This window comes from Pseudoalteromonas sp. MB47, assembly GCF_011319765.1.
Classification (GTDB): domain Bacteria; phylum Pseudomonadota; class Gammaproteobacteria; order Enterobacterales; family Alteromonadaceae; genus Pseudoalteromonas; species Pseudoalteromonas simplex.
Genome location: NZ_VFBD01000018.1, coordinates 73,195 through 97,673, shown reverse-complemented (window position 1 = coordinate 97,673; position 24,479 = coordinate 73,195). Strand labels below are relative to the sequence as shown.

The following is a 24,479-nucleotide window of genomic DNA, read 5'->3' as shown; positions in this document are numbered from 1 at the left end:
AATATTCAACCTTTAGTCTTGGAATCTACTTAAGGGATTTACCATGCTTATCATAAATAAGTGCGTACACATATTTATTATCTTACTGCTAATACCTGGCTGTAACTCAGAAAGCCAAAAACTCACAGATAGTGAGTTAACAGCAAATATAACTCAAAAAGCTCAAGTAGATGAAAAGATCACTACTTTTGCTATTGATGACTCTAATAGGGCTGGGTGGTGGAAACCTATAGCTAGTGCTAACGACACATTATATATCGCCTTTAACAGCGAGGGAGAACTAAGTAGTAAATGCGAAAGCAACAGTACACATTATGTAACTGTCGCGTTTAAAAACAATGAAGAAAATTGGCAATACCTGAATGCACAGGAACACAGCAAGTTATGGAGGAGCTGTGATAATTTTGGCCACAAGCAGCCCAGTATTGCTGTTGATGGCAGTGGTGTTGTCCACCTATTTGCTGACATGCATAACGATATCGAAGGCTGTTGCTACTTTAATAATTTACAATCTTCAGAAGAGTTGGAACTAAAGTATAACTTCAAAAACCAAGGAAGGTTTACTTATCCCATTGCAGCTACAAGTACGTCTGGCGATATTTATCTTATTGTTCGAAATTTACCTCACATAATTCCTCGTGCTGACATAGTTAATTATGAAGGTGCTGGTGAGCTTTATTTGTGGAAACACCAGCTTAAAAAATGGAGCAAGGTTTCTACTTTTGCAGAAAATACTAAAAGTAAACACGGTTTTGATGCGCCTGTTTACCCAGATGACATCTATATTGATCGTTATGGGGTTGTTCACATTTTATGGCAGTGGTCTATAAATACGACAAGTGCCAAAAGGTATTATGGTAGCTACATCACATATAATGAAAATACCCAATCTTTTTACTTTGCAGATGGCTCGTTAATTACCCCACCAGTCTCTCTAGAAAACATTCAAAGCCACCCTAACATGATCTATGAAAGTTCATCTCCAAATAAAGATGCTTATATTCAAATGGCCAAATTAGTTGTAGATAGTACATACTGCTCTCCTTGTGTCGCGTACAGAGAAATTAACGCTTCTAAACATCAAATTAAGTTAACTCGCTGGGAACAAGGTAAGTGGAGCAAGCCTGAAGTTGTACTTTCATCTAGCAACAATACTACTTTTTCAACTTTAGATATCACCACAGATGAAGACTCTATTGCTATTTACTATGCAGTAAAAAATGAGGGGGCTTTTGTAATTAAACGCAAATTTACAAGCTCTACTTGGCAAAGTGAGCTGTTACAGTCGAGTTCTGCTGAAGATATAAGACTTTCTGTTATCTCTTTTGATGATAAGCCAACTCTTTATTTAAGTAGCTTAGTTAATGAGCAAAAGCTGTCTGAACTATTAATACAACCCATAGATTAGCTAATACAGGAAAAAGTAATTTATGCCCAGGGTTGTATTAAACTTAGTTTAAAAACAGCTGATACAACCCATTTACCGTCAAATACATGAGCACATTCATTAAGAACATGAAAAGATATGTTCTTTTGGGTAAACCGCTATCCCCTTTACTAAAGAAGAATAACGCACTTGCAGTCATAATCATTTGTAATGCTGCAACCCCAAAGGCAAACAAACTGATGCTTTTCAGCTGAGTCAATATTAACAACGCACAAATGCTGATTGATGATGAGAGAAGGTTCCACTGGAACTCTATTTTTGTATTACCTTTGGCTTGAGCTGCCATCCCAAGCAATGAGCCAAACGGTGCAACACAACCAATTATAAATAAAGCATATAAGAGAGGTATTGACTGCTGATACTGTTCAAAGAACAACCACACCGCAAGAGTGAGTCCACCAAGGAAGATGAGATACACAGCACTGTTCATCGCCGTTAAGAGCCTTACTGAACGCTCAAAAGTATCGTAAAACTGTTTGCCTTGGTCCTGTAATTTTGCAAGCTTTGGGTAAACCAGCCTAGCAATAAGGATCCTAATGAACTTAATTGGCTGCATAAGTAATTCTTTTGCAAATGAATACAGTCCTAGAACCTCAACCCCCATTAATTTACCAATGATCAGTTGATCTAACTGCGCTCTAACTTGATTCAAAATTTGTGAACCCATTTGAAAACCGCCAAATGCAAGTGCAGGTTTAACGATTGTAAAGTCAACTTTATATGTAGGGTGCCATGACTTTTCTGCAAAAAACAAAAACAGCATATATCTTAAGCTGTTAGTAGCTAAAAATGCATACAGGTAAGGGAAAATACTCGGTATGCCTATTTTTATAAAACCAAAGGTAAAAATTAATAAGCAAAGCTTAGTCACAATATCTATTTTAGCGAGTGCGACGTTCTTTTCTGATTTTATAAAGTTAGCTTGATACTGTGCGCTTAGGCCTAACAGAACAAAGTTAAAAGCCATTATGTATAAGCTTTCGGCTATATCTTTTGACTCATAAAAATTTGCAACTGGCAAAGCAATTAACGCAATTAGCCCGCCAGCACCAGCTCCTAAAAATACGTTTGTATAGTACAATGCCGAGCTTTCTGAACGAGTTAATGTTTGTTTGTAGATGAAATAGTTAGACAATCCCATATCTTGTACAAGATAGGCAATCGCTAAAAACACGTTTATTATAGCAAGTACACCAATCACTTGTGGATTGGTGTAATAAGCTAACATTGCAAAGACAGCAAACTGTACTGCGCCAGATATTGCTGATGACGCTAGTAACCATATGCCTTGCTTTTTAGTGCTCATTTAATTTGACCAGAATATCCAATAATTGAGTATATAGCTTGGACTGCTCAAAATTCTGTTCAACTTTTTCTTTGGCTGTTGCTCTCATTTTTTCAATGTCGATTTGACCATTTACAAGTCTTTCTATTGAGTCAGCAAGCTCTATTGGAGCATGCTCTTGAGCAAGTAAACCACTCTCATTATGAGTAATTAGCTCGGGTATGCCACTATGATAAGTAGAAATGGTGATTAAGCCCATTGCCATCGCTTCCATTAATGCAACAGGAATACCTTCCATATCACCGTTTTCAGCGACAACCGACGGCAATAAGAAAGCGTCAGCTTCGTTTAGCAACTGTGCTATTTTCTCTTGCGGCTGAAAACCCAATAGTTTTACGCTGTTTGAAAGTTGAAGCCGTTCGATTTGCTGAATAATCTGTGCTTTTAAATCACCATCACCAACAATCTGATACTCAAAATCAACACCACGCTTTTGTAACTCAGCCATTGCATCTAAAGCATCAGCCAACCCTTTCTTTTCGATGAAGCGAGCGACACTGATAATTTTTAGCGGCTTAGAAATTGGTTTATCTAATTCTCTGCACTTAAATTGATCACTATTTATGCCCATACGATTAACGGTGATCTTATTAGGCGCACAACCTAACGAGATAAGCTTTTTTTGCCACAGCTCACTAATAGGCAGCATTAACTCGCCAGTTTTGAAGAGGTTTTCATAATCATGCTTGAAAACATCCAAAATGGCTTTTACTGAGATATCGGCACCATGAAACACAGTAACCAATTTACCTTTTAATAAACCAAGCTCTCGCATTTTGTTTGCAACAACAGCTGCAGTGCCAAAATGAGCAACAAACACATCAGATTCAATCAGTGTCTCTGCTCTTGTTACAATACTCGGCAATAGTAATGACTTGCTATGTATACCAAAACGAGAAACGTTTAATGCGGCCAACTTATTTGAGATATTACGAGGCCAAGCTAAATTACTAATTCTTTTAAGTCGTGTTTTAAGTGTGCTATCGGTAACTAACTCATTCGTTAGATAAGTTGTTTTATCTAACAAGTTATAATCACTGACAGCTTTGTGGCTATTGCTCAAGTCGCCTTTGCAAATAGAGATAATACGAACATCAGCACCACGATTTATCAAACCTATGATCTGATTGATTACAAAGGTCTCGGATGCAACAGGAAATTGATTTAGGAAAAAAGTAACTCTCATTAACCCTGCTCAATTTTAGTTAAAACACGTGTCACCATATCTCTAACTTTTTGTCTTTCTTTTTCGACCTGTAGACCCATATTGTCATTTACTTGCTCAATATTGCTCAAAAGGCTTCTAACTGAGGTTAACAAATCGCCATCAAACAAACTTGAAACATCTTTTGATAACTCAGGTAAATCTAATTGGGCCATGATCCCCTTCGATTTGTGCTCATAGTTCAAAGCAACAGCAGGTGTACCAAAATTCATTGAAATAATTGCACTATGAAGACGCGTACCGATCGTTAATGTACACAAGCTTAAGAAAGTACCTAACTCAACATCATTAAGTTCGTCCATAATGACATGGCACATTTGCTTATTTGAAACTAGCTTTTGAACTTTTAAGGCTGTCATACGATCATCACGATGATATCCACCGATGCCTGTACAAGTAGAGCACAGAACAACGTTGTATCCGTCACTAATCAGTTCATCTATTAACTGAGCAAAATGTTGCTCATATTGTTGCTGAGTAACACCTAGTCGTTTATCAAATGGTGCTAATTCACGTAATGTAATAGCAATCGTTGGTGCTGTTTTTGTTAACAGTTCAATATGAGCCGGAATTGTAACAGACTTATTAGGCACTACCCATGCGGTATCTGCACCATCAGTTACCTTGCTACTTGAGATACCAGCTTGATTCATGTAGTTTAAACTCAAGCTCTCTCTTAATGCTAATTCATCGACAAGAGAAAAAACTTGGTTTGCTAACTTTGAATATTTCTTGCTGGCAAACGGACCTACCGAGTGACCTAATAAAAACAACTTTTTCTTCGCAAGCAATGCACACAATGCATGCTCAAACTGAGCTGGGCCATATAAATCGACAAAAAATGACCCGCCCACTTGAATAATTGCATCATACTGAGATAAAGCATCTATTTGATTTTCGACATGCTTTGGCAGCTTTTGCGAGCCATGCTTATTTAATTTGCTGGCTAAGTGATAGCCGAGGAAACGCCTACTATACTTTTTCCACAAACGACCAAAAAATCCACTAGCACTTGAATCATGATACTGATCGAGCGGATCCATAGTCAGTGTTTGTCCAAGTAAATAACTTGAACTGATTGGGAAACGACTATAGGCATCAATTTTTATATCAGGTCGCTGCTCAGTTAGCTCAGCAATTAAACCTCTGATAATTGCACCATCCCCTCGGTTTCCACAGGTATGGTTTCCCACTAATAATAACTTCATATTTCTTTACTTAATTGTAATTGGAGTGCTGTAGAGTTTTGACATTGCTTCGCTAAACTCATCAACTTCACTCGAATCATTAACAACCTTAGTTGTAATTAACATCACTAGCTCTGTACGGCTATTTGAATCGCTCTTGCTTGAAAATAAGCCACCTAACAGAGGTAATTCACTTAATAATGGCACACCATTGTTATTGTCTGCTTTTGTTTCTTGGATAAGACCGCCCAAAGCAACAGTTTGGCCATCAGCCGATAAAATTTCAGTTGAAATGGCTCTGTTAGTTATAACCGGTGTATCAGCACCACTGGTTTCATTTGGTTGTGCATTACTTACTGACATAGCAACACTCAAAGAAATAACACCTTGAGAATTAATAATAGGGGTGATAGCTACATTTACACCCGTAGAGCGATATTGAATAGAGTTTGAAACTGAGTTGCTATCCCCAATATCTTCTACCGTTTGAGTCACGATTGGCACCTGATCACCTGAAGAAATACTCGCAGATTCTCCGTCTCGTACTATCATATAAGGTCTTGATAGAACACGCGTATTACCTGTACTGTTACTCCAATTAAGTTTAGCTTGCCAATCTCCTTTGATAATCGTTGAAGAAATTGAGCCACTGCTTGCAAGGTTTAACAGCGTGCTGTCACTGTCTTCACTTAATGAGTTATAAACCCAATCGATACCTGACGACATATCATCACTTAAATTAACTTCAAGGATGGTCACATCTAAAATAACTTGGCCTGGTAAAACATCCATTTTTTTAAGTAAAGATTCAACCAAACGGTACTCATCATTAGTAGTGTAAAAAATCAGTGCGTTTTGTTGGCGATCTAAACTAAATCGCATTGGACCTGCATCAACAGAGGTCTTACGCCCCCTATTTCCTTGCTCAGCACTCCCTTGATCTTGATTCGTTGCAGCACTTCTATTTGAACCACCGAGTAATAAACTACTGATCGACTCGAGCATAGTTTCTGCCTTTGCATATTTTGGTTTATATACAAAGTACTGTCTTTCATCACCGGCAATCGGCACATCAATTTTGTTTGCCCAAAAAATAATACGATTTACTATTTCCTCATTTGCAGCATATGCAACAAACGCATTAATTCTAGGAATTGGAACAAACGATACATCACCGTCAGTTGAAACAAGCATGCCATCTTCAGCTAACAATTCACGTATTTGCTCAATACCTTCAATTGGAGAAATATGAGCAAACTCAACAAGACGAATTTCACGGCCATACGCTCTAGGTACATCAAGCATTTTAATGATTCGTAACGCCCTAAGAATTTCAGCACGATCACCTTCAACAATAATAAGCTTTTGTAGTGATTGAACGGTAATTGTTGCAGTTGAGAGTTTACCCATGATGCTCGAAATATTTCGACTGCCGCTATACATATAAGGAACAATTTGAGTGATTGCACCGGCCATATCTGGCACATCTGCCGCTTCGCCACCTATACCAATGCCAATTGAGTTTTTCTGCGAGCTACCGGTCACTTTAGATAAATAAATGATGTCGTCTTTACGAAGTGTTTGAATAGCGCTCTCTTCAAGGGTTTTCACAACTACTTTGTAAAATTCAGAGCGCTCAATTGGAGTAGAGATATTTAAGGTAATTTTTTCATTAGAGGCCGCCAACTGCGGAGCCATTACATAATTTAATTTTAAAAGCTCGTCAAATACGCGACTTGTAAACTCTTTTACTGAGATTTCATCAGCGGCAAACGTAATTGGCTCACCAGTTAACTCTGGTGGCTTTTTCGCGTCTTCTTTTAATTTTGAGATGCCACCTAAATCTTGTACTTTAACGGCATTAAAGCTATTTGGAGCCTCATCACTTTGAGCTGCCTCTGACTGAGATTCATTTTTGGTTAGATCTTGTTTTAGGATAGACCTTTCAACCTTCAAATCCTTTCCTTGCAGTCCACCAGTTTGAACACAACCAGACACGGCTAACGCTAGTGCAAGTAAAAGCGTGCTTTTATATGGACTACTTTTCATTTGAAACTTCCTCTACGTTCTCAGTCCTTGTGATATTAATGACCTGTGGCTTATACATTTTTAACAAGTACTCTTTTTCGTTATTTATTAACTCAACACCCGTCGACATTATCGACTTTAATTCTAAAGAATGAAATTTATCACCTTTAACAGCGTCAACCACAGTTTCTTTATTATTTTCACCTGTAATTCTCAACCTCGCTTTTGCAAAGCCGCCTGAGGTATGAATAGAGATTAAAGAAATCGAAATATCAAAAACATCTGGCAGTGCGTCTTGCTGCTTATCTTTTATTCTCGCAAAGTTAATACCTAAAATGTCAGCAAGCCCTTCAACATTAAATTGAGTTGCGCTTATGTCTTTTGTTATGACAGGTAATGGTTCATCTATTTGTTTATCTGCTGTTAGCTTATCCTCAAAAAGAAAATCGCTAACCCAGAGCAAAATGCTAATCACAGCAAAGATTAAGATAATTATATTTTTCATTGTCGCTTAAACACCCGTATAAACTCAATGTTAGCTCGAATTACATCAGGCTGCGCTTTGTCGCGAAACATTGATATTTGCCTTACCCGATTGCCTTGTTCGATATTCTCTAACTCATAAATTAAATTGAGAATTAGATTAGCTTCGCCAGAGATGTTTAATCTGCCCGTGTATACTGCATAAGTATCATTAATAGCTACTTCACGCTGTGGGGCTTTATTGTCTACATTGACCTCGTATTTAGCAACAACAGAATCAACGGCAGTTAGCCAAAATAAAGCCGGATCTTGCTTTTCTTTAAGCGTAGGTATTTTATCAATTTCGCCAAGGTGTTTACTAAACTCTTCAAGGTAACTAGTTAAGTTATCTTTTGAATCTAAAGCTCGTTCTTGCTTATTTACGAAAGCTTTTACATTATTAAGTTCTTGCTTTTTTTCATCTAACCAATCTAACCACGGAAAGAAAACAAATTCCAATGACAGCAATAATGCAATTAAACTTAGGCCAACTGTTTTTATTGAAATAGCATCTTTGTTCATTTCCATACCACCTCAATCGAAAATACTTCTTCGTCTAAGCTGTTTTTGGTAACAGGCCTAGTAAACTTTGCTTCCTTAATTGATGGAGATTGAACGAGCTGTTGTAGCAATGTCGTCGCTGATTTACTCGTAGAGCCGCTCATTCTGAACCCTGTGTTTATAATATTAACTCTATCAATAAACATATCTTCTGAAGAAATATCTAGGCGACTGAATATGTCTAAAACGTTAGGGTTTTCAGTTAAAAATTTAACCAAGCCAGTAGTTTGCTGTTGTTTGTTGTTGAACTCTTGCTTTAAAGCCAAAACTTGGTTGACACTTTCTCTGTGCTCATGCTTTACAGATTCATAGTAATTTGTAGCAACCATCAAATAAGCACTCAAGGCAGCGCCTGTGAGACCCAGAATACCAAGTAAAGCGATAACTAAATGCTTTGATTTTAATTTTTCAACTTTATCAGATGCTTCACTTCTATTTAAAAATAGTCCAGGTAAGTTAATCCAACTGATATCTTCAATTGCTTTTAACTGGCTTGGTTTTTTGTTGTGGTTAATAGAAAGTGGGTATAAGTTTCGCTCTTCGTCTTTGTCGAACAAAGGCATAATTAATTTACAATCTCGAGGAACGTTATTCATAACATGGTCAGGAATAACGAAATAGCTTACTTCTATTGAGTTATTATTTAATTGTTGGATGCTCCAACCAAAGTGCCCTTCCATTGGCGGAAGCTGAAGTTTCTCAGCTTTAATGATGGCGTTCAGTTGCAATAAATTAGTGTTATTGTAGGTTCTTGTTGTTGCCCAAAATAAATCTCTATCAAGAAAACATGCTGTTAGCAGCATATTTGCAGACTTTTTATTGGCTGTTTTTTTAACTTCAAGGTCTGCTGTTAGGTGATATTTATAGTGACATAACGAAGAAGTTAAGCGTAACTTTTGTAACAGGCGTTTCATTATTGAAAAATTAGCTCATCATCAGTTATAAAATATGGACGAAAGGAGTCAACTCCCCTCAGTAGCGTAAACGATTTTGTAATCGACAAATTTTTAGTAAAGGTTATTTCTATTTTATATCGACCACTTGGGTAACTGCCCCCTTCTATCGGAGCATTTCGCTCATCAGGAACCGTAAGACCAAGGGCAGAGTATAAAGAATTCGGCATGTATTGTCGAACAATGTAATCCCCTGAATACAAAACTAAATAGGGCTCAATTTTCGTGTAAATTTCGTTATCTTCAATAATATATTCAAGCTCTTTTATACTTTGTATTGTCGCGTTAGTTGGTAAATTAGGCTCGGCGTAATCCCCTTTTTCTGCCCCTTCGATATGTGTAAGGTTATCTGCATCTTGCCAGTCCTTAAGTCTGTCTTTAACTCTTGGGATCTTTTCTGTACTTAAGCCATTGTTGGTCAACAACTTTAAAAAGTCTTTTTCGTTATAGGGCAAAATAGAGACCAAGCCTCCAATATCTTGTACTTTCACAGTGAAATTTTCATGTTCTTTGATGCCGCCTTTAAAGTCTTGCGTCATCGTATTAGAAACGGGTTGCCCCTGAAAGTCTTGGCGAGGCCCCAAAATACCAAATGAGCTAGTCATATAATCAAACACTATTTCAGCTTGCGCAGATTCAAGCTCTAATACTGCATCGGTATTTTGCTTTATTAGTCCAGTTAATCGTGCATTATTTTGCCCTCTCGAAGACATATAAATCATGATGACAGCCATAATTGCAGTAATCATAAGAACCATAAATAATGCGACCCCTTGCTGCTTAGCCTTCAAACGCATTGCTGGCTCCTTGCTGGTAAGGGTTAACCTCTGGGATTTGTAGAATAATATCTGAGTTTTTATCGCTAGCGATCTTTACGAACATAGGAACAAGCCCCCTTTTACTCCCTTCAAATGTGCTGTACCACGTTGGTGATGGTTTAACATTTACATTGAGGTACTCTGAATAAAAGTCATCTAGTTCAAAACGATTCTTCCAACCAAAGTAGCTGATTTCAACTTCGTTAGCATCTAGGTAAGTGAGCTTTTCGTCACATGGAAACGTGCTTGGAGGCTGATATAAAGGGAAACTGCCAAAAGGTACTTCACAATATTCAAGCCTATTTTCTTCAATTACTAGCGCTGCAACGGCGATTGGCGATGAAACAATAATGGGAGACTCAGTAATAAACAACATAGACTTTTCTTCACCTATAAAAAAAGGGGTTTTAGCTCCTTCTTGATTGGTGTGAAAAAATGGCTTTAAAGCTCGAACTTGGTTATTTATAAGCTTGGTAGTTGTTAATACATCAACACTGCGCGACTTATCTTGCTTTGTTAAATTTAAAATCGAATATCGATAACTGCTTACAGCGAGAGTCATTACTAACGAGAAAATAACCATCGCGATTAATACCTCAACGAGGGTAAAAGCTCCTTGCAGCTTAATTCTTCCAATAAACATCTTTTACTCTCAATATGACTTTTTCTTCATTTTTGACCTTTACCTGAATTTCGTAAAGTATCAAATTACCTGTATTTTGATTATCAGAATCAGATATTTCATTAGATATACTTCGTAACGGTGGTTTTTCATCTAATACCGTTACTTGCCATGTAAACTCACTGTTGTTGATTGTATAAGAACCTGTCTCGGAATCATTATATTGATATTGGTATGCAACATAATCTTTTACAAATTCACCTAACAAAGCCCTATCTATATGGCGTGATAAACGCATTTCATGAAGCGAGGTTGAGCGAGTAACATAACTCATAGCGCTAATTGCAATGAACAAGATAACTGACGCAATCAATACTTCAATTAGCGTCATACCTCGATTATATTTCAATAATTTCATTTTCATTCTTATTATCGAAAGTTGCTTTAATTGCTAATTTTTTGAAGTAGGTTTTAGCACTGACAATAAAACTCGAGTTTTCAAAGGTCATTGTTTCGAAAGTAACTTTTTTTAAGACAGTATTTTCAGCTGTATTTTTTGGATTATTCGGTTCGTTTTGCACTAGTTCAGCAGCTTGCTTCACGTTCTGGCTTTTATTTATTGATAAATCTGTGATCTCTAATGAGTTATTGCTTAGATTTATTTTTAACTCTACTCCTTTATATACACTATATTGTTTGGCGAACTTAACAGCTTCGATTAGCTGCTTACGCTCCCCGTAGCGCTTTGTTTGCTCAAGTTGTTGCCACATATTAGGCAACACAAAAGAGCTAGCTAGGCCAATTAAGACCATAACAATTAATAACTCAACAAGTGTGAAGCCAGCGCTTTTAGAAAGATACATCGTTTATAGACACTATGCTTAGTAGCATGGTGATTACAACAGAACCAACAATACCACCCATGAAAAGGATTAAAAGAGGCTCAAGCATTGCAGTAAAACGTGTCAACCACTGCTCAAAGCTTAAACGAGAGCGTTGTGATATTTCGGTAAATGAACTAGTTAAAGTACCACTTTCCTCACCAACTGAAATTAATGAAATACCAATATCATCAAACAACCCTAATTTTGCCAATTCTGTACTTAGCTCACTCCCTGAAGATACAGAAATAACACTGCTTCTGAGTTTATCCCTCAAAGTAGGGCTAATAACGGTCTCTGCGGCAAGCTCTAAACCAGATGACAAACTCACACCGCTTTCAAGCGTTAGTTGCAGTGCAGTAGAGAATCTTATTTTATCTGACTGTTTAATAATTGTTTTTATGAGAGGCAGTGCAACGGTTGCTTCAAGTAACTTAGCCTTTAATCTAGGTTTACGAAGCGCTGAAACAATACCGGCAACAATTGCTACAATTATTAATAGCATATGCACTTGATAGCTTTGCACCCAGTTAGAGGCATCAATTAAGAATTGGGTGTAACTTGGTATATCCTCAACAGAATCAAACATTGAGGACATGCTAGGTATAACAAAATTAAAAATAGCCCAAATTGCTAGCACGCAAACAATTAAAATGAAAAATGGGTAAGTAATAGCCTGAATCATTTTACTTCGTAATGCGTTTTGAAATTGTAGATTTTGACTTAAGCGAGAAAACACTTGTGGAAGGTTACCTGTACTTTCACCAATCTTTACCATCTCGACAAATAAGGTCGAAAAGACCTCAGGCCTTTTGCCTAATGCGTCGCTTAACAGGTCACCTTGTTTTATATCACTAAGCACACCATTCCAAATAGCCCCCATTGCAGATTGACTATTCGACTTAGCTAAAACAATTAGCGCTTTATCTATTTTCAAACCATTTTTCAGAAGCGTAGACAACTGATTTGTCGACTGCTCCATATCAGCTAGGGTTACTCTCTTACGCTTAAAGCCTTGTTTCTCAGGCGATACCTTTACAACAAGTTTATAGTCTTTCTTTAAAGCTTGAACGGCTGCAGCTTCATTTTCGGCATGCAGCTCGCCCTCAGTTAACTCACCTGTTTTGGTGTAAGCTTTAAACTTAAATAGTTGGTTCACCCAGCTACCCTCATCACTTCTTCAATTGTAGTTTTTCCTTGAAGTGCTTTTAACATCCCATCTTGTTTCAAACTGCGGAGCTTCTTATCTGCCATAAGCTGGTATAAGTTATCGAGTAACTTTTCATCTTTAGCTAAGCGTTTAACGTCATTATCGCATGGTAAGTACTCTAAAAACGCCACTCGACCGGCGTAACCGGTATGTTCACAGTGCTCACAACCTACCGCTTGGTGCAGTCCGGCGTATTGTGCTTGATTCAACGAATGTAAGCCATACTTTTCGAATTGCAGCTGACTTTCTTCTTGGTCTAAAGGTTTTTTGCAGTGAGTACAAAGTGTTCTGGCAAGTCGCTGTGCCATAATTGATACCAAACCTGCATTTAATAAATATTCTTCAATACCTAAATCCATTAATCGAGTATAAGCTGAAGGTGCATCATTTGTATGAACTGTACTAAATACTAAGTGACCCGTTAGTGCTGATTGTAAGGCAATTTTTGCAGTTTCGTTGTCACGGATCTCACCAACCATGATTACGTCGGGGTCTTGACGAACAATACTTCTTAAACCTGCCGAGAAGTCAAAGCCGATATCTGAATTTACTTGTACTTGATTTATACCTGGAAGCTGATACTCAACAGGGTCTTCTAGAGTCACGATTTTTACATCAGGCTTATTCATTTTATTTAAAAATGAATAAAGTGATGTAGTTTTACCTGAACCAGTTGGGCCAGTCATGAGAATAACGCCGGACGTACGCTTTAAATCTTCGTTAATAAAGCTAATTAAATCTTCCGAATAACCTAGTCTTTCTAAATCAAATTTTACAGCATTCTTTATTAAGAAACGCATAACCACACTTTCACCAAAACCCAGTGGTAGTGTTGAACAACGAATATCTAAATCCGTCGAACCAGCTTTCATTTCTATTTTACCATCTTGAGGACGCCTCTTTTCAGCTATATCCATACCAGATAAAATTTTAATCCGCGAAATTACTGCTAACTGTAGGCTTAGTGGTATTGGGTCGGCTTCTTTTAAAATTCCATCGATACGATATCGTGCTCTATACCTTCCATCGACAGGCTCAATATGTAAGTCAGAGGCGCCTAGTTTTACGCCTTTATTAATTAAGCTATTCACTAAGTTTACCGTTGGTGCACCTAGAGCTAACTCTTTCAGCATTGCTAAGTTATCAGAAGAAACAACAAGCTCTGGCTGTTCAACTGAAATCGCATTAAACTGCTCACTAAGCAGTTCAAAGTCTTTTTTAGTTAACGCATAAAACTCAATATTTAAACCAATAAACCTTAGGTAATCTAACCCATCATTATTATGAGGAGAGGCAAAACCTAGTTTTATAGTTTTATCGTCAATCTCTAATGGAATAAGATGGTTTTCAATTAAAAAGTCTGTATTGATGTTACTAAGCTGCTTTACATTGGTATGGTCAAGTGCCAAAGGTCCCTGCCATTTTGAACATTTCAACAAAGCAGCATACATTTCACAAAGTTGCTCTTCATCAATCCAGCCTGAATTTAATAAAAGAACATCTAAAAAATCATTACTTGTAGATTGGTATTCAAGTGCTTGTTTTAGCCTTTTTGAATCTAACAGTTCATGCTCTACAACATATTCCTGAACTTTAGTATTCCACATCAGCGTCTTCACCTTCACCACCGGGTTTTCCGTCACGCCCATAACTCTTCAGCACGAACATTTCTGAGCTTGTTTCTTCTGATTTTGATGAATAAAAATAAGCATTCCCCCATGGATCAAGTGGGATTTTTTGAGGAAAATATGGGCCATCCCACATGTTTTTATCGCTACTTAATAACTCATTAAGATCTTCAGGGTAATAGCCAATATCTAAACGATATGAATCAAGAGCTGTAGCTAAAACTTGCATTTGAGCTTTTGCAGTTCCTTCTCGTGCAGAGTCAACTTTGCTAAACATCCTTGGCGCGACAATAGAGGCTAATAGGCCTAAAATAACCATAACGATTAAAAGCTCAACAAGCGTGAAGCCTGCATAATTTTTTTTAGTTTTCATGAATTTTCCCTGAGAGGCAATTAAAATTAGGGACCAATAAGGCCCCATAAATTTACCATAGCTAGTTGACGATGCAACAAGAAGATTTACTTAGACGACTTTACTCGCTCAATAACAGCGGTGAAATCTTCAAATGATTTCGCGCCCATCACAAATTCATAGTTGGTGATGTAATTACCGTCTTTTTTACCAATGATAAATACTGGCGTTGAACCTAAACCTAATGCGATTGCATCGTTTAATGAGTTAGTTACTAAATTATGAGTTTTAGTATCAGCTAAACATGTATTAAATTGCTCTTCGTCAAGTTGGTTTTCTTTGATTACATTAGCAATATCTGGGTCAGTAATTGCGCTACCTAAATCAAATAATTGCTCTTTTACAGCTTCGTATTTGTCCTGCTGATTTGCACAACGTAGCATTACTGCTGCGTAAGGTGCTTTAGGATGAATATTAGATAGAGGTAGTTCTCTTGCCAATACACCAAGTTGATTAGTATCGACAAACTGCTCTTTTAACTTTGGCCATGTCTCTTTTTGAAACTTTTTACAATACGGGCAATGTAGATCTGTAAATTCTAACATTACAACATCAGCAGACTCTGAACCAATCCAAATCCCTTCGCTTGATAGTTCAATTTTATCTGGTCTAACAAGCTCTGCTAAGCCTACCTTGATTGCTACTTGTCTTTGCACTTTTTTCAGTTCTGCAATTTCATTTTTTAGCGCAGTTATTTCACTTGAGTCTTGTGTTGAAGCACAACCTGACAATACACCCATGATACTTGCTAATACAAAAAGCTTTTTCATTGTTACTCCATTTTAGGTAAAAAAAACCCCCGCCTAGGCGAGGGTTTATAGCATAACTTAGTAGCTAGTAATTATTAATTACTGGCTCCATTCGTTTTGGTCAAGAACTGGCATTACACGGTCAGAACCACCAAGAACACGCTGTACAGATACACCGTGTACAGTGTCACGAGGTGCAGTTACAGTGAATGTTAAAGTGTGACGGTTTGCATTAGATGCAGCGTTAACAGCATCAGTACCTAGTGAACCAGCAGCGTAACCGCCGTCAGCACCAGCGTAGCTCTTCTGGCTAACAGCTTCTTCGATTAGTTCTGGAACGAAGTAAACAACTGAAGATTTAGCTGGAACAGTACCAAGCTTAACTGCAGTTACTTTACGGTTACCAGTGTTACCGTTAGCTGACTCACCGAATACGTCTACAGTTACTTCTGCAGCTTCGTCGTGCTCATTAGTTACACGTACGAAGTTACCTTCACCGTTTACAGCGTAAGGAACTTTAAGTACCGCACCGTTTACATCGATGTTGTGAGTGAACTTGCTAACTTCACAGTGGTCGTTGTAGCTAGCATTAGAGAAATCTAATGTGTAGTGTGTGTTCACATCGTAGTTGAAGTTCATGATGCCAGAAGCTGAAGTGTTCTCTACAGCGTAGTACATTTCGTTGTAGTCAGCACCATGTAAGTTGCTTGTAGCAGCCGCTGGGTTAGTTTCTGCATCACCAGTAGTTGCTGGAGTGAATACGTCTAGAGCTTCTGTGTCGTACATAGGAGCAGCAGCTTTAGTTAAGCCGAATGAACCCCAAGTAGTACCAGTTTCAACAGCAACTTGATCAGCAAGAACCGTATCAGTTGTGCCTGAACCTACAGTACGGCTGTTGTAAAGACCCATTTTAACTGTTGAACCAGGCTCACCAGTTGCAACGAATTGAGTTTCTAAATGGTCGTTAGCACTTAAAGTGATGAAACGGTCAAGGTTACCAGAAACACCGCGGTTGTAGAAAGCAGTTTTATAAATTGCTTGAGTCTTAGTAGCTGTTAATTGCTTAGAACCTTCTGAATCGAAAACGAATTCAGTACGTGCAACGATTGCAGTGTTGTCAGCATTTGAGCTTTCAGCATTTACGTCAACATCAGCAGTAGTGCCGCCGTTAAGAGCGTAGAACTGCGCAGAGATATCAACTAAGTCAGTTGCTTTAGAGATACCACCGATGATGTCGTAACCTGTACCACCATCTGTTTTAGCATTTGTAGATGCGATTGTAACTGTTTTAGTTGCAGAAGCAGTAGTACACTGATCGTTAGCGATCTTGATACCAACTGGGTCAACTGCAGTAGCAACACGAGAGAATGCTAAACGAGTACCAGCACCGATAGTAATACCAGCTTTAGTAAGGAATGTAATAGTACCCTCACCGTCTACTGTACCATCTGAAGAAGCAACTGCAGAGATAGTAGTACCGTCGCTTTTAACTAGGTGAATTTGGTTTGAGTTACCGTCGAATACAGCACCGTCAACTTTAACAACGATGTTAGTACCGCCAGGGATATCAGTTGTTGGGATGTAAACGATTTGCTGCATATTTGCAGTAGTTGTACCGTCGATGAATTCGAAATCGATTGGTAGTGATTTAGTTAACTCGTACGCAGCTGACATTTCGTCAACTTTCTTAACTGCGTTTGCGCCAGCAGTTACTGTAGTAGATTCTACAACACATGATGCACCAGCATAAAGTACGTCGTGATTTTCAACTGTGCTGCTTTTGTAGATTTCGAAACATGCTTCAGTACCTGCGTACGCGTTGCTAGCTAGACCAGCAGCGATAGCAGCTGGGATTAGAGCGATTTTATTAAAACGCTTCATTTTTATCTCCTTGTATCCGGTGGACACTTTAGTTTCTAATATAAAGTTTGTTAAAACCTCTTGATTCTAACAAACAATTTAATAATGTAAAGAGCCCGTCCGACACTCCTAAAAATAAGCAGTATCAACTCAGGCCCGCTAATTATGATTAGTAAATGCTGTTTATTCAAGAGCAAATTAAAAAAAGACTTAATATTTGCTGAACAGCTGATTGTTGAAAATTTTAACATACATAAACAGATAGAATATTTACTTTACATAAGCTAGCCGTATCAGCCGAAAGGCGTAGTCTAGAGAGGAGTTTGGTTCTATTAAAAAGACAAGACGGCCTCAACAGACAAGCTTAAATGAAATAAAAATTTAATTTTCAATTAGATAAATAATGCTCAAAACCTAAAGTCGCTTTATAAATTTTAAGCGTCATGGAACATTGTTTTAGAGTAAAAACTCAATAATGGTTGATTCGTGTTTTTTATAAAAAATTTTCACTAGCGAGAGCCTCTTTTAACTCTCGCTAGCAGCTATTTTTTAAAGAGAGCTGATAGCTGCAACTGCAACACCCATTTGATAAATAATTTGGGTTGCCGTACTCCACAGCGTCAAGTTGTCTATTTGATCAGTATCTAGTGGTACAACTATTGTATCACCCGGCGATAAAGTTTCGTTATTTGCTACAGCAAACCAAGAACCTTGATCTGGCACAACAACCATTCCACTCGCCTTAATTATGTAAAGTCGACCTTCATCAGCACCCGCTTTAAAGCCACCGCTTCGATCAATGTAATCTTCAACAGTAAGACGAGAATCGTATAAATGCGAAGTCGAGAAATTTACCTCACCAACAACACTTATATTATTATTCTCACGAGGAATATAAAGTGCATCGTTATCTTGTAATGTTAAATCAACCACGCCCATTTCGATTGCAGGTAAATCAATAACTAAGCGTCCAACAGATTTGATATCAGCTAAATCCGAAATCAAGTTATCCATATCAGCATAATTTAAGTTTGACTGTGTAATCGATTTAGTGAAACTTTGTGATGCTACACTGCGGCGTAAATCTTGTGATAACTTATCTATTTGACGCTGTTCTTTTTCTCTAATTGCTTGACGTGTAAAAACAGCACCTTCAGGGTATGCAAACTGAGTAAAACCGCCAGCTCTTTTAATTACACTTTTTAAGTCTTCACCCTTACGAATACTGTAAACACCTGGGAACTTAACTTCACCTGCAATTTTTACTCTTAAGTCATTTTGCCAATTAGGAATTGGGTAAACGCTAATTGAATCCTTACTTTGAATATCGTATGAATCAGCTTTACTTAAATCTAAAGCATCTGACAAATCTACACTAACATGCTCGATATTTTCATTATTTGTAAAACGTGTTATTTCAGCCCGACCAAGATAAGAGGCTTCATTCAAGCCGCCAGCTGCAATGACGGCTTTGTTTACGGTTGCATTAACTGGCAGCGGATATAAGCCTTCATATTTTACTTCACCACGAATTCCAAACACTTTAATTTTATTTTTATGAGATGACTGCTGATTGAGTTTTGCAATGATTGGGTTTAATAGTTTTTTTCTACTAAATACTGCATACTCAAATTCATCTAATTCCTCTTCTTGAGTGCTTAGTAGCTTAGTGATGTTATCTGCATTTTCCGCAGTATTATCAGTTAAAGAACCAGATAGTTTTTGCTCTTCACCTAACTCATCACCTAGGTTAACGAATTTATAAAACTCTTGTCTTTCAAATTCATCCCAAAGCTGAACGCGCCTTTGGTGTGCAAGCTGCTCTTCGGTTAATGCTAATGATTTTAATGCATTTTCCTCTTCTGTTTTACTTTGATAACGGCTGAAAACAACAACCACGTCATCAGCTTCAAGTGTTAGGTTACTTTTTGGATCATTATTGTACGCATCAATAAGTGAAAATTGATAAACCTCGATATCTGCTTTTTCGTTAATTTCACGAAGAATTAGCGCATAGTCAAAATCAGCAGTTGGTAATAAATCACTTTTCAGAGATGAAAATAAATCTTTTACTTTTTTACCATCAGACCAAGCGTAGTTACCAGGGTAAGTAACAGCACCCAATAAAGTCACACTGTTATTAAACGCTTCACTTGAAGTTGGGATAGTGAGCACATCCCCACTTTTTAGCTGAATGTTTTCTTGCAACGAGTTATCTAAAGGTAAAACGGTCTTAAAGCTATCTTTAGTGTAACGTTCAATTACTGTTTTTCTTGAGTTAGCATTTGCAGCGTAACCGCCCGCCATAGCGACTAGGTCGTTTATTGTTTCGTTTTTCTCTAACTCAAAAATAGCAGGGCGTTTAACTGCGCCTTTAATACTAACTTGCTTGCCTACTGGTGGGACAAATACCACATCGCCTGGTTTTAAAATAACATCGCCTGAGCTGTCACCTTTAATTAGTAAATCATATAGGTCTAGTTCAGAGACTACCTTACCACCTCTTTTTAGCTGTATATGTCGCAAAGAGCCAATTTTTGAAATACCACCGCTAACAAACAATGCATGCGTGATAGAAGATAATGAAGGGACAGTATAAGCACCTGGCATATAAGCTTCACCAAGAACCATTATGCGAATGCTTCGTGTTTTACCCATCGATATAAAGGCTTTAACACCAATAATTTCTTGCTCAATTTTTAGCTTAATAAGTTCAACAACTTCTTGATATTTTAAACCTGATACATTAACTGGTGATAAGTTTTGTAGTACCAAAAATCCTTCGCGATTTACAATGACTTCTTCGCTGCTAAATTCTTTGCCATATAAATTGATGCTAAAACTGTCTCCGGGGCCGACAATGTAATCATCTGGAACTAAGGCATTTTCAGAAGGCGCGAAAGTTGTAGGTTGTCCCGAAAAAAGCTCATAGCCAAATAACTCTAATTCCTCTGATTTAGGTTTAAATTTTGCTTCTGGGTCTAGCAATTCTGCAGCTTGTTCGTTATTTGCTGAGCTTCTGGGCATTACTGTGCTTGTATTTTCATTCACAGACTGGTTTGAAGAATTATTTGAATTAAGCTCCAAAGCATCAAGATCAAAGCCATACCTTTTTGCAAGTACTTCTTGTTGCGACTTAGGTAGTTTTTTTAGCTGCTCTATTTGTTGCTTGGTAGGAGTCGGAGCTGAATGGGCTTCTGTAATAAACAACAGCGAAATAAAAAGAGCGATTGTTAACTTAAAAAACTTCACAAAGTTTCCCTTATAAGAAAATGAAAATAATCGCGGCATACTATATCATTTTTTGAGCAAAAAAAATGGGTAAACAAGTTTACCCATTTTTATTAACTTAAATATTAGAAACTATACACAAGCGTTAGTGACGTTTCTGTATCTGTGTTTTCTTTATCATCCGCAACGTCTGAGTTGTGAGTGATGTTGTAGGCCACTTTCATTTGTAGTGAGCCGTTGATCTTTGCAAGAATTGCAGACTCTGAACGCGTTTTAGTATTGGTATCACCATATTCTACTGATACTAACTGAGTAAAACGTGCGCTGTCTGAAATCTGCCAGTTATAATCAACTTTACCTAACGCGATAACTTCACCTTCGCGCTCGCCGGCAAGTGAGTTACCGTTTTCATCAACCTCAGTGCTGTCATCAGGGTATTGGAAGTACTTATAACCCGGACCGATTTCAGCGTTTAGCCACATATCAGAACGGTCGATTAGGCGTAAACCATAACCTGCTGAGATTACTGATTCGTTGCGATATGCACCAAAGTAATCAGATACGTGCGAGCCGTAGATGAATAAGTGTGAGTGCTTTTCGTTTAACTTGTAGTTACCTTGTGCAGAGATTGAGTACTTTTCGTTAGTACGTTGTGTTTCTTTAACACCGTCGTCGTTTTCGATCTCATCTTCTTTATAAAGACCGTCTAACTTGTACTCGTTATTCCAGTTTTCTAGGTTATGTAAAACCTTAACACCACCTTTTAGTGTTGTTGTTTCGGTGTTACCACTTGTAATAATGGCACCTAGTTCACTGGTTACATCCCAAGTTTTAGTTTCATCTGCTGCGAATGCGCTAGTTGCAGCACTTGCTGCAACTAGAATTGATAAAGCTTTTAATTTCATTAAAAAATAACCTTTACTACTTGTGATTAATCTTCTTTATGCAAATGAACATCCATTTGCGGGAATGGGATCGTGATATTTGCGTCATCTAATGCGATCTTAATGTTTTCCATTAGATCGAAATACGTTGGCCAATAATCTGATGAATTAACCCACGGGCGAACTACAAAGTTCACACTTGAATCTGCAAGCTCAGATACAGCGACTGTGTATGCTGGATCTTTTAATAAACGAGTTTCTTTATCTAATACTGATTTAAGAACTGCTTTTGCTTCTTTAAGGTCTGCATCGTAACCCACACCAATTACTAAATCGATACGACGAGTTGATTCACGAGAGAAGTTTGTAATTGGGCTTCCCATGATTGATGAGTTAGGCATAATAATTACTTTATTATCTGGTGTACGTAATTCTGTAGAGAAAATTTCGATTTTCTTAACAGTACCCGCTTTACCACCGGCTTCTACATAGTCGCCTGATTTGAAAGGGCGAAGTAGGATGATTAAAACACCTGAAGCAAAGTTAGACAGTGAACCTTGAAGTGCTAGACCTACAGCTAAACCAGCCGCACCTAAAATAGCAATGAATGATGTTGTCTCAATGCCAAGTTGAGATAGTGCCATTAAGATAGTTGCTGCAAAAACAATAGCATAAACAATGCTTGCTACAAATGAACCTACGGCTTTGTCTACTTTCTTTTTATCAAATGCTTTTTCAGTCATCCCTTCGCAAAATTTTGCGATACGACCACCGATGAAGAAAATGATTAGCGCAAGAACAGCCTGAACGGCGTAATGTATGATTAAACCTGAATTCTCATTGATCCAGTTCATTATAGTATCCATATTCTCTCCTGAAGTTCATTTTTAGCATAACGCTGTTCAAATTATATATGATCTTTGGTTAAAAAATCATTAAATTACAGCCAAACTAAAAAATGAGTAATTGCTCAATTGCAAAAGTCGCAAGTCTAAATACCGAAACTGAACACTAACTGACTAAACCTGCTTTTCTGAATTTTCTGAAGCAAGTAAGTTTTTTTTACTTTTTTTAATTTAGGGGGTTCACAAGCCTAAGTTAATTATGTAATATGCGCGCCACACCAAACGAGGTGTATCTCAGTGGCGGCTGTAGCTCAGTTGGTAGAGCCCCGGATTGTGATTCCGGTTGTCGTGGGTTCAAGCCCCATCAGTCGCCCCACTTCTCCCCTTAGTAAATCCCTATATTTTCCTAAATATTTTTTATTTTGAATTTCAAGATTTATCTTTAAAACCTGTTTTCAGATCTAAAAGCCGTCAGCTTTGGCTGTTCGGGTTTGTTTGTGGTTCAATATTTCTTTTGCACAAAGAGAAGTGAATGAGGAAACCACAATATTACTTTCTCTTAAGCGAAGCGCTCTCTTATCCTCTTTGTGAATAAAAGTGGTTTACTCTGTGTAACGAGAACCTTAAATTTCAAACAAAAAAATGCCACCTTTCGGTGGCATTACACACGGGATTATTTCTATTTACTAGAAATGCTTTTCAAAGTTCAAGGCGGTGCATTTTACGCCCAACCTCAAACTCATAATTACTTCCAACTTTTCATCTTGTGGCCTTTAACAGCATAGAAAAGTATGAATAAATAACAAGGCAACATCACAATATAAGCCATTTGTTGTGCTTCTGCGCTTTTTACGCCGCCACTTGCTAGGCCCCAAAATAATGGGCCGAATGCGCCACCAGCTATACCCATAACGAGCAGACCAGAGCCTACACTAGTTAGCTTACCTAAACCAGATAATGCTAACGGCCAAACTGCAGGCCAAACAATCGCATTAGCAAAGCCTAGCACAGCAATGAGCAATAAGGTATCAGGTAGTACCGATTTTAGGCCAAACAATGTTGATATAAATACAGTTTCATTACTACCTGTAACTATCGCTAGCGTTAACACACAGCCCAATACTGCTGAAATAGTTAGTGCTGTTTGCTGCGATAACACTCGTGGGATAAGTAAAATCCCTAAAAAGTAACCTAGTACCATACACCCCATGGTGTACGATGTCATAACACTGTATTTTTCAATACCTAACGACAACGCAAAGCTACCAATGGTATCGCCGGCAATTACTTCAACAGCTACATAGACAAAAAGTGCCACTATCCCTAAGGCAAGACTCGGATGGCTTAATGCTTCTTTTACCTGCCCCGGTTTGTGTTCATCAACGTCGTCATCAATTAACTCTGGCAATGGCATTTTAGTTACCGCAAAGCCGAGTATACCAATAAAAATAGACATCCCTAAATACGGTAAGATTAAGCCATTAGCCATGGCATCAATATCAGTTTGGCTAAGCTCTTTACCTACAAAGCCTTTAAAGTCGCTGAGTATCAGTGCGGTAAATACAATCGGTGCAACAACACCCGCACCTTTATTTAATATACCCATAATACTAACGCGAGCCGCGGCTGATTCTTCTGGACCAATTCTTACTACGTATGGGTTAACCGCTGTTTGTAATAACGTTTGCCCTGCCCCCATAACAAGTTGAGCGAATAAAAACAGTGCAAAAATTTGCGTTTTTGCAGCAGGAATAAACAGTAAACCTGCCACCATCATGGTCGCCATACCCAGCGCCATACCATTTTTATAACCTACCTTTCTGATGATCATCGCCGAAGGTAAAGCCGTAAAAGTCACGGCGATGTAAAACGAGAAAATAATCAGCGATGCCTGAAACGGTGAAAGCTGCAAAATTTGCTGTAAAAATGGCATCAGTGAACCATTTAACCATGTAGCAAAACCCAGTATAAAAAACAGCGTGGCAACAATCGCCATAGGCACAACACTGCTTTGTTTATTCATTTCAGACATAACATTTCCCATAACAGCACAGTTCGACTCTACAGCGCT

General features: G+C 37.9%; 21 protein-coding genes and 1 tRNA gene. 2 read left to right on the top strand and 20 right to left on the bottom strand.

Features of this window, described 5'->3' with window-relative positions; translation table 11 throughout:
• Positions 1 to 43: 43 nt before the first annotated feature.
• Entirely contained in the window at positions 44 to 1,408 is a 1,365-nt protein-coding gene (locus tag IMPJCBKJ_RS09290) for a BNR-4 repeat-containing protein (protein ID WP_166339939.1), read from the top strand.
• A gap of 43 nt (positions 1,409 to 1,451) precedes the next feature.
• On the opposite strand, the gene IMPJCBKJ_RS09285 is transcribed toward IMPJCBKJ_RS09290, so the two are convergent.
• From IMPJCBKJ_RS09285 to IMPJCBKJ_RS09195, 19 genes are all read right to left on the bottom strand, one after another.
• Positions 1,452 to 2,753 (bottom strand): oligosaccharide flippase family protein, encoded by a 1,302-nt coding sequence (locus IMPJCBKJ_RS09285; protein ID WP_166339937.1) that lies wholly within the window; start codon positions 2,751 to 2,753, stop codon positions 1,452 to 1,454.
• Positions 2,743 to 3,978, bottom strand: coding sequence for a glycosyltransferase (locus tag IMPJCBKJ_RS09280; RefSeq protein ID WP_166339935.1), 1,236 nt, complete (start codon positions 3,976 to 3,978; stop codon positions 2,743 to 2,745). The genes IMPJCBKJ_RS09285 and IMPJCBKJ_RS09280 overlap by 11 nt, the downstream gene beginning before the upstream one ends.
• Positions 3,978 to 5,225 carry a colanic acid biosynthesis pyruvyl transferase WcaK gene (gene wcaK / locus IMPJCBKJ_RS09275; RefSeq protein ID WP_166339933.1) on the bottom strand — a complete coding sequence of 416 codons (1,248 nt, stop codon included), beginning with the start codon at positions 5,223 to 5,225 and terminating at the stop codon, positions 3,978 to 3,980. The genes IMPJCBKJ_RS09280 and wcaK overlap by 1 nt, the downstream gene beginning before the upstream one ends.
• Before the next feature lie 6 nt (positions 5,226 to 5,231).
• Positions 5,232 to 7,253: a secretin N-terminal domain-containing protein gene (locus IMPJCBKJ_RS09270; protein WP_166339931.1), complete on the bottom strand. Its 2,022-nt coding sequence runs from the start codon at positions 7,251 to 7,253 to the stop codon at positions 5,232 to 5,234.
• Positions 7,243 to 7,737, bottom strand: a complete 495-nt coding sequence (locus tag IMPJCBKJ_RS09265; RefSeq protein WP_166339929.1) for a hypothetical protein — start codon at positions 7,735 to 7,737, stop codon at positions 7,243 to 7,245. The genes IMPJCBKJ_RS09270 and IMPJCBKJ_RS09265 overlap by 11 nt, the downstream gene beginning before the upstream one ends.
• Positions 7,734 to 8,276: a hypothetical protein gene (locus IMPJCBKJ_RS09260; RefSeq protein ID WP_166339927.1), complete on the bottom strand. Its 543-nt coding sequence runs from the start codon at positions 8,274 to 8,276 to the stop codon at positions 7,734 to 7,736. The genes IMPJCBKJ_RS09265 and IMPJCBKJ_RS09260 overlap by 4 nt, the downstream gene beginning before the upstream one ends.
• Positions 8,273 to 9,229 (bottom strand): hypothetical protein, encoded by a 957-nt coding sequence (locus tag IMPJCBKJ_RS09255; protein WP_166339925.1) that lies wholly within the window; start codon positions 9,227 to 9,229, stop codon positions 8,273 to 8,275. Before IMPJCBKJ_RS09255 ends, IMPJCBKJ_RS09260 begins: the two co-directional genes overlap by 4 nt.
• Positions 9,229 to 10,065, bottom strand: a complete 837-nt coding sequence (locus IMPJCBKJ_RS09250) for a type II secretion system protein GspK (protein ID WP_166339923.1) — start codon at positions 10,063 to 10,065, stop codon at positions 9,229 to 9,231. Before IMPJCBKJ_RS09250 ends, IMPJCBKJ_RS09255 begins: the two co-directional genes overlap by 1 nt.
• Positions 10,049 to 10,729 carry a prepilin-type N-terminal cleavage/methylation domain-containing protein gene (locus IMPJCBKJ_RS09245; protein WP_166339921.1) on the bottom strand — a complete coding sequence of 227 codons (681 nt, stop codon included), beginning with the start codon at positions 10,727 to 10,729 and terminating at the stop codon, positions 10,049 to 10,051. Before IMPJCBKJ_RS09245 ends, IMPJCBKJ_RS09250 begins: the two co-directional genes overlap by 17 nt.
• Positions 10,710 to 11,126 (bottom strand): prepilin-type N-terminal cleavage/methylation domain-containing protein, encoded by a 417-nt coding sequence (locus IMPJCBKJ_RS09240; protein ID WP_166339919.1) that lies wholly within the window; start codon positions 11,124 to 11,126, stop codon positions 10,710 to 10,712. The genes IMPJCBKJ_RS09245 and IMPJCBKJ_RS09240 overlap by 20 nt, the downstream gene beginning before the upstream one ends.
• Complete coding sequence (locus IMPJCBKJ_RS09235; protein ID WP_166339917.1) at positions 11,107 to 11,571, bottom strand: prepilin-type N-terminal cleavage/methylation domain-containing protein; 465 nt, start codon at positions 11,569 to 11,571, stop codon at positions 11,107 to 11,109. The genes IMPJCBKJ_RS09240 and IMPJCBKJ_RS09235 overlap by 20 nt, the downstream gene beginning before the upstream one ends.
• On the bottom strand, positions 11,558 to 12,748 hold the full coding sequence (locus IMPJCBKJ_RS09230; RefSeq protein WP_166339915.1) for a type II secretion system F family protein: 1,191 nt from the start codon (positions 12,746 to 12,748) through the stop codon (positions 11,558 to 11,560). The genes IMPJCBKJ_RS09235 and IMPJCBKJ_RS09230 overlap by 14 nt, the downstream gene beginning before the upstream one ends.
• A complete protein-coding gene (locus tag IMPJCBKJ_RS09225) occupies positions 12,745 to 14,406 on the bottom strand; it encodes a GspE/PulE family protein (protein ID WP_166339913.1) in 1,662 nt (553 codons plus the stop codon). Before IMPJCBKJ_RS09225 ends, IMPJCBKJ_RS09230 begins: the two co-directional genes overlap by 4 nt.
• Complete coding sequence (gene gspG / locus IMPJCBKJ_RS09220; protein ID WP_166339911.1) at positions 14,393 to 14,800, bottom strand: type II secretion system major pseudopilin GspG; 408 nt, start codon at positions 14,798 to 14,800, stop codon at positions 14,393 to 14,395. The genes IMPJCBKJ_RS09225 and gspG overlap by 14 nt, the downstream gene beginning before the upstream one ends.
• Positions 14,801 to 14,886: 86 nt before the next feature.
• The gene (locus IMPJCBKJ_RS09215) at positions 14,887 to 15,609 is read right to left on the bottom strand and encodes a thioredoxin domain-containing protein (RefSeq protein ID WP_166339909.1); all 723 of its coding nucleotides are present in this window, start codon (positions 15,607 to 15,609) and stop codon (positions 14,887 to 14,889) included.
• A gap of 78 nt (positions 15,610 to 15,687) precedes the next feature.
• The gene (locus IMPJCBKJ_RS09210) at positions 15,688 to 17,469 is read right to left on the bottom strand and encodes a hypothetical protein (RefSeq protein ID WP_166339907.1); all 1,782 of its coding nucleotides are present in this window, start codon (positions 17,467 to 17,469) and stop codon (positions 15,688 to 15,690) included.
• Positions 17,470 to 17,997: 528 nt separating this feature from the next.
• Positions 17,998 to 20,700 (bottom strand): SLBB domain-containing protein, encoded by a 2,703-nt coding sequence (locus tag IMPJCBKJ_RS09205; RefSeq protein ID WP_346774158.1) that lies wholly within the window; start codon positions 20,698 to 20,700, stop codon positions 17,998 to 18,000.
• 104 nt (positions 20,701 to 20,804) lie between these two features.
• Positions 20,805 to 21,584 (bottom strand): DUF481 domain-containing protein, encoded by a 780-nt coding sequence (locus IMPJCBKJ_RS09200; protein ID WP_166339903.1) that lies wholly within the window; start codon positions 21,582 to 21,584, stop codon positions 20,805 to 20,807.
• A gap of 26 nt (positions 21,585 to 21,610) precedes the next feature.
• The gene (locus IMPJCBKJ_RS09195) at positions 21,611 to 22,429 is read right to left on the bottom strand and encodes a mechanosensitive ion channel domain-containing protein (protein ID WP_054552509.1); all 819 of its coding nucleotides are present in this window, start codon (positions 22,427 to 22,429) and stop codon (positions 21,611 to 21,613) included.
• A 279-nt stretch (positions 22,430 to 22,708) separates the two neighbouring features.
• Here IMPJCBKJ_RS09195 and IMPJCBKJ_RS09190 point away from each other — a divergent pair.
• Positions 22,709 to 22,784 (top strand) — tRNA-His (locus IMPJCBKJ_RS09190).
• 369 nt (positions 22,785 to 23,153) lie between these two features.
• On the opposite strand, the gene IMPJCBKJ_RS09185 is transcribed toward IMPJCBKJ_RS09190, so the two are convergent.
• Complete coding sequence (locus IMPJCBKJ_RS09185; RefSeq protein ID WP_240921017.1) at positions 23,154 to 24,440, bottom strand: sugar MFS transporter; 1,287 nt, start codon at positions 24,438 to 24,440, stop codon at positions 23,154 to 23,156.
• Positions 24,441 to 24,479: the final 39 nt, after the last annotated feature.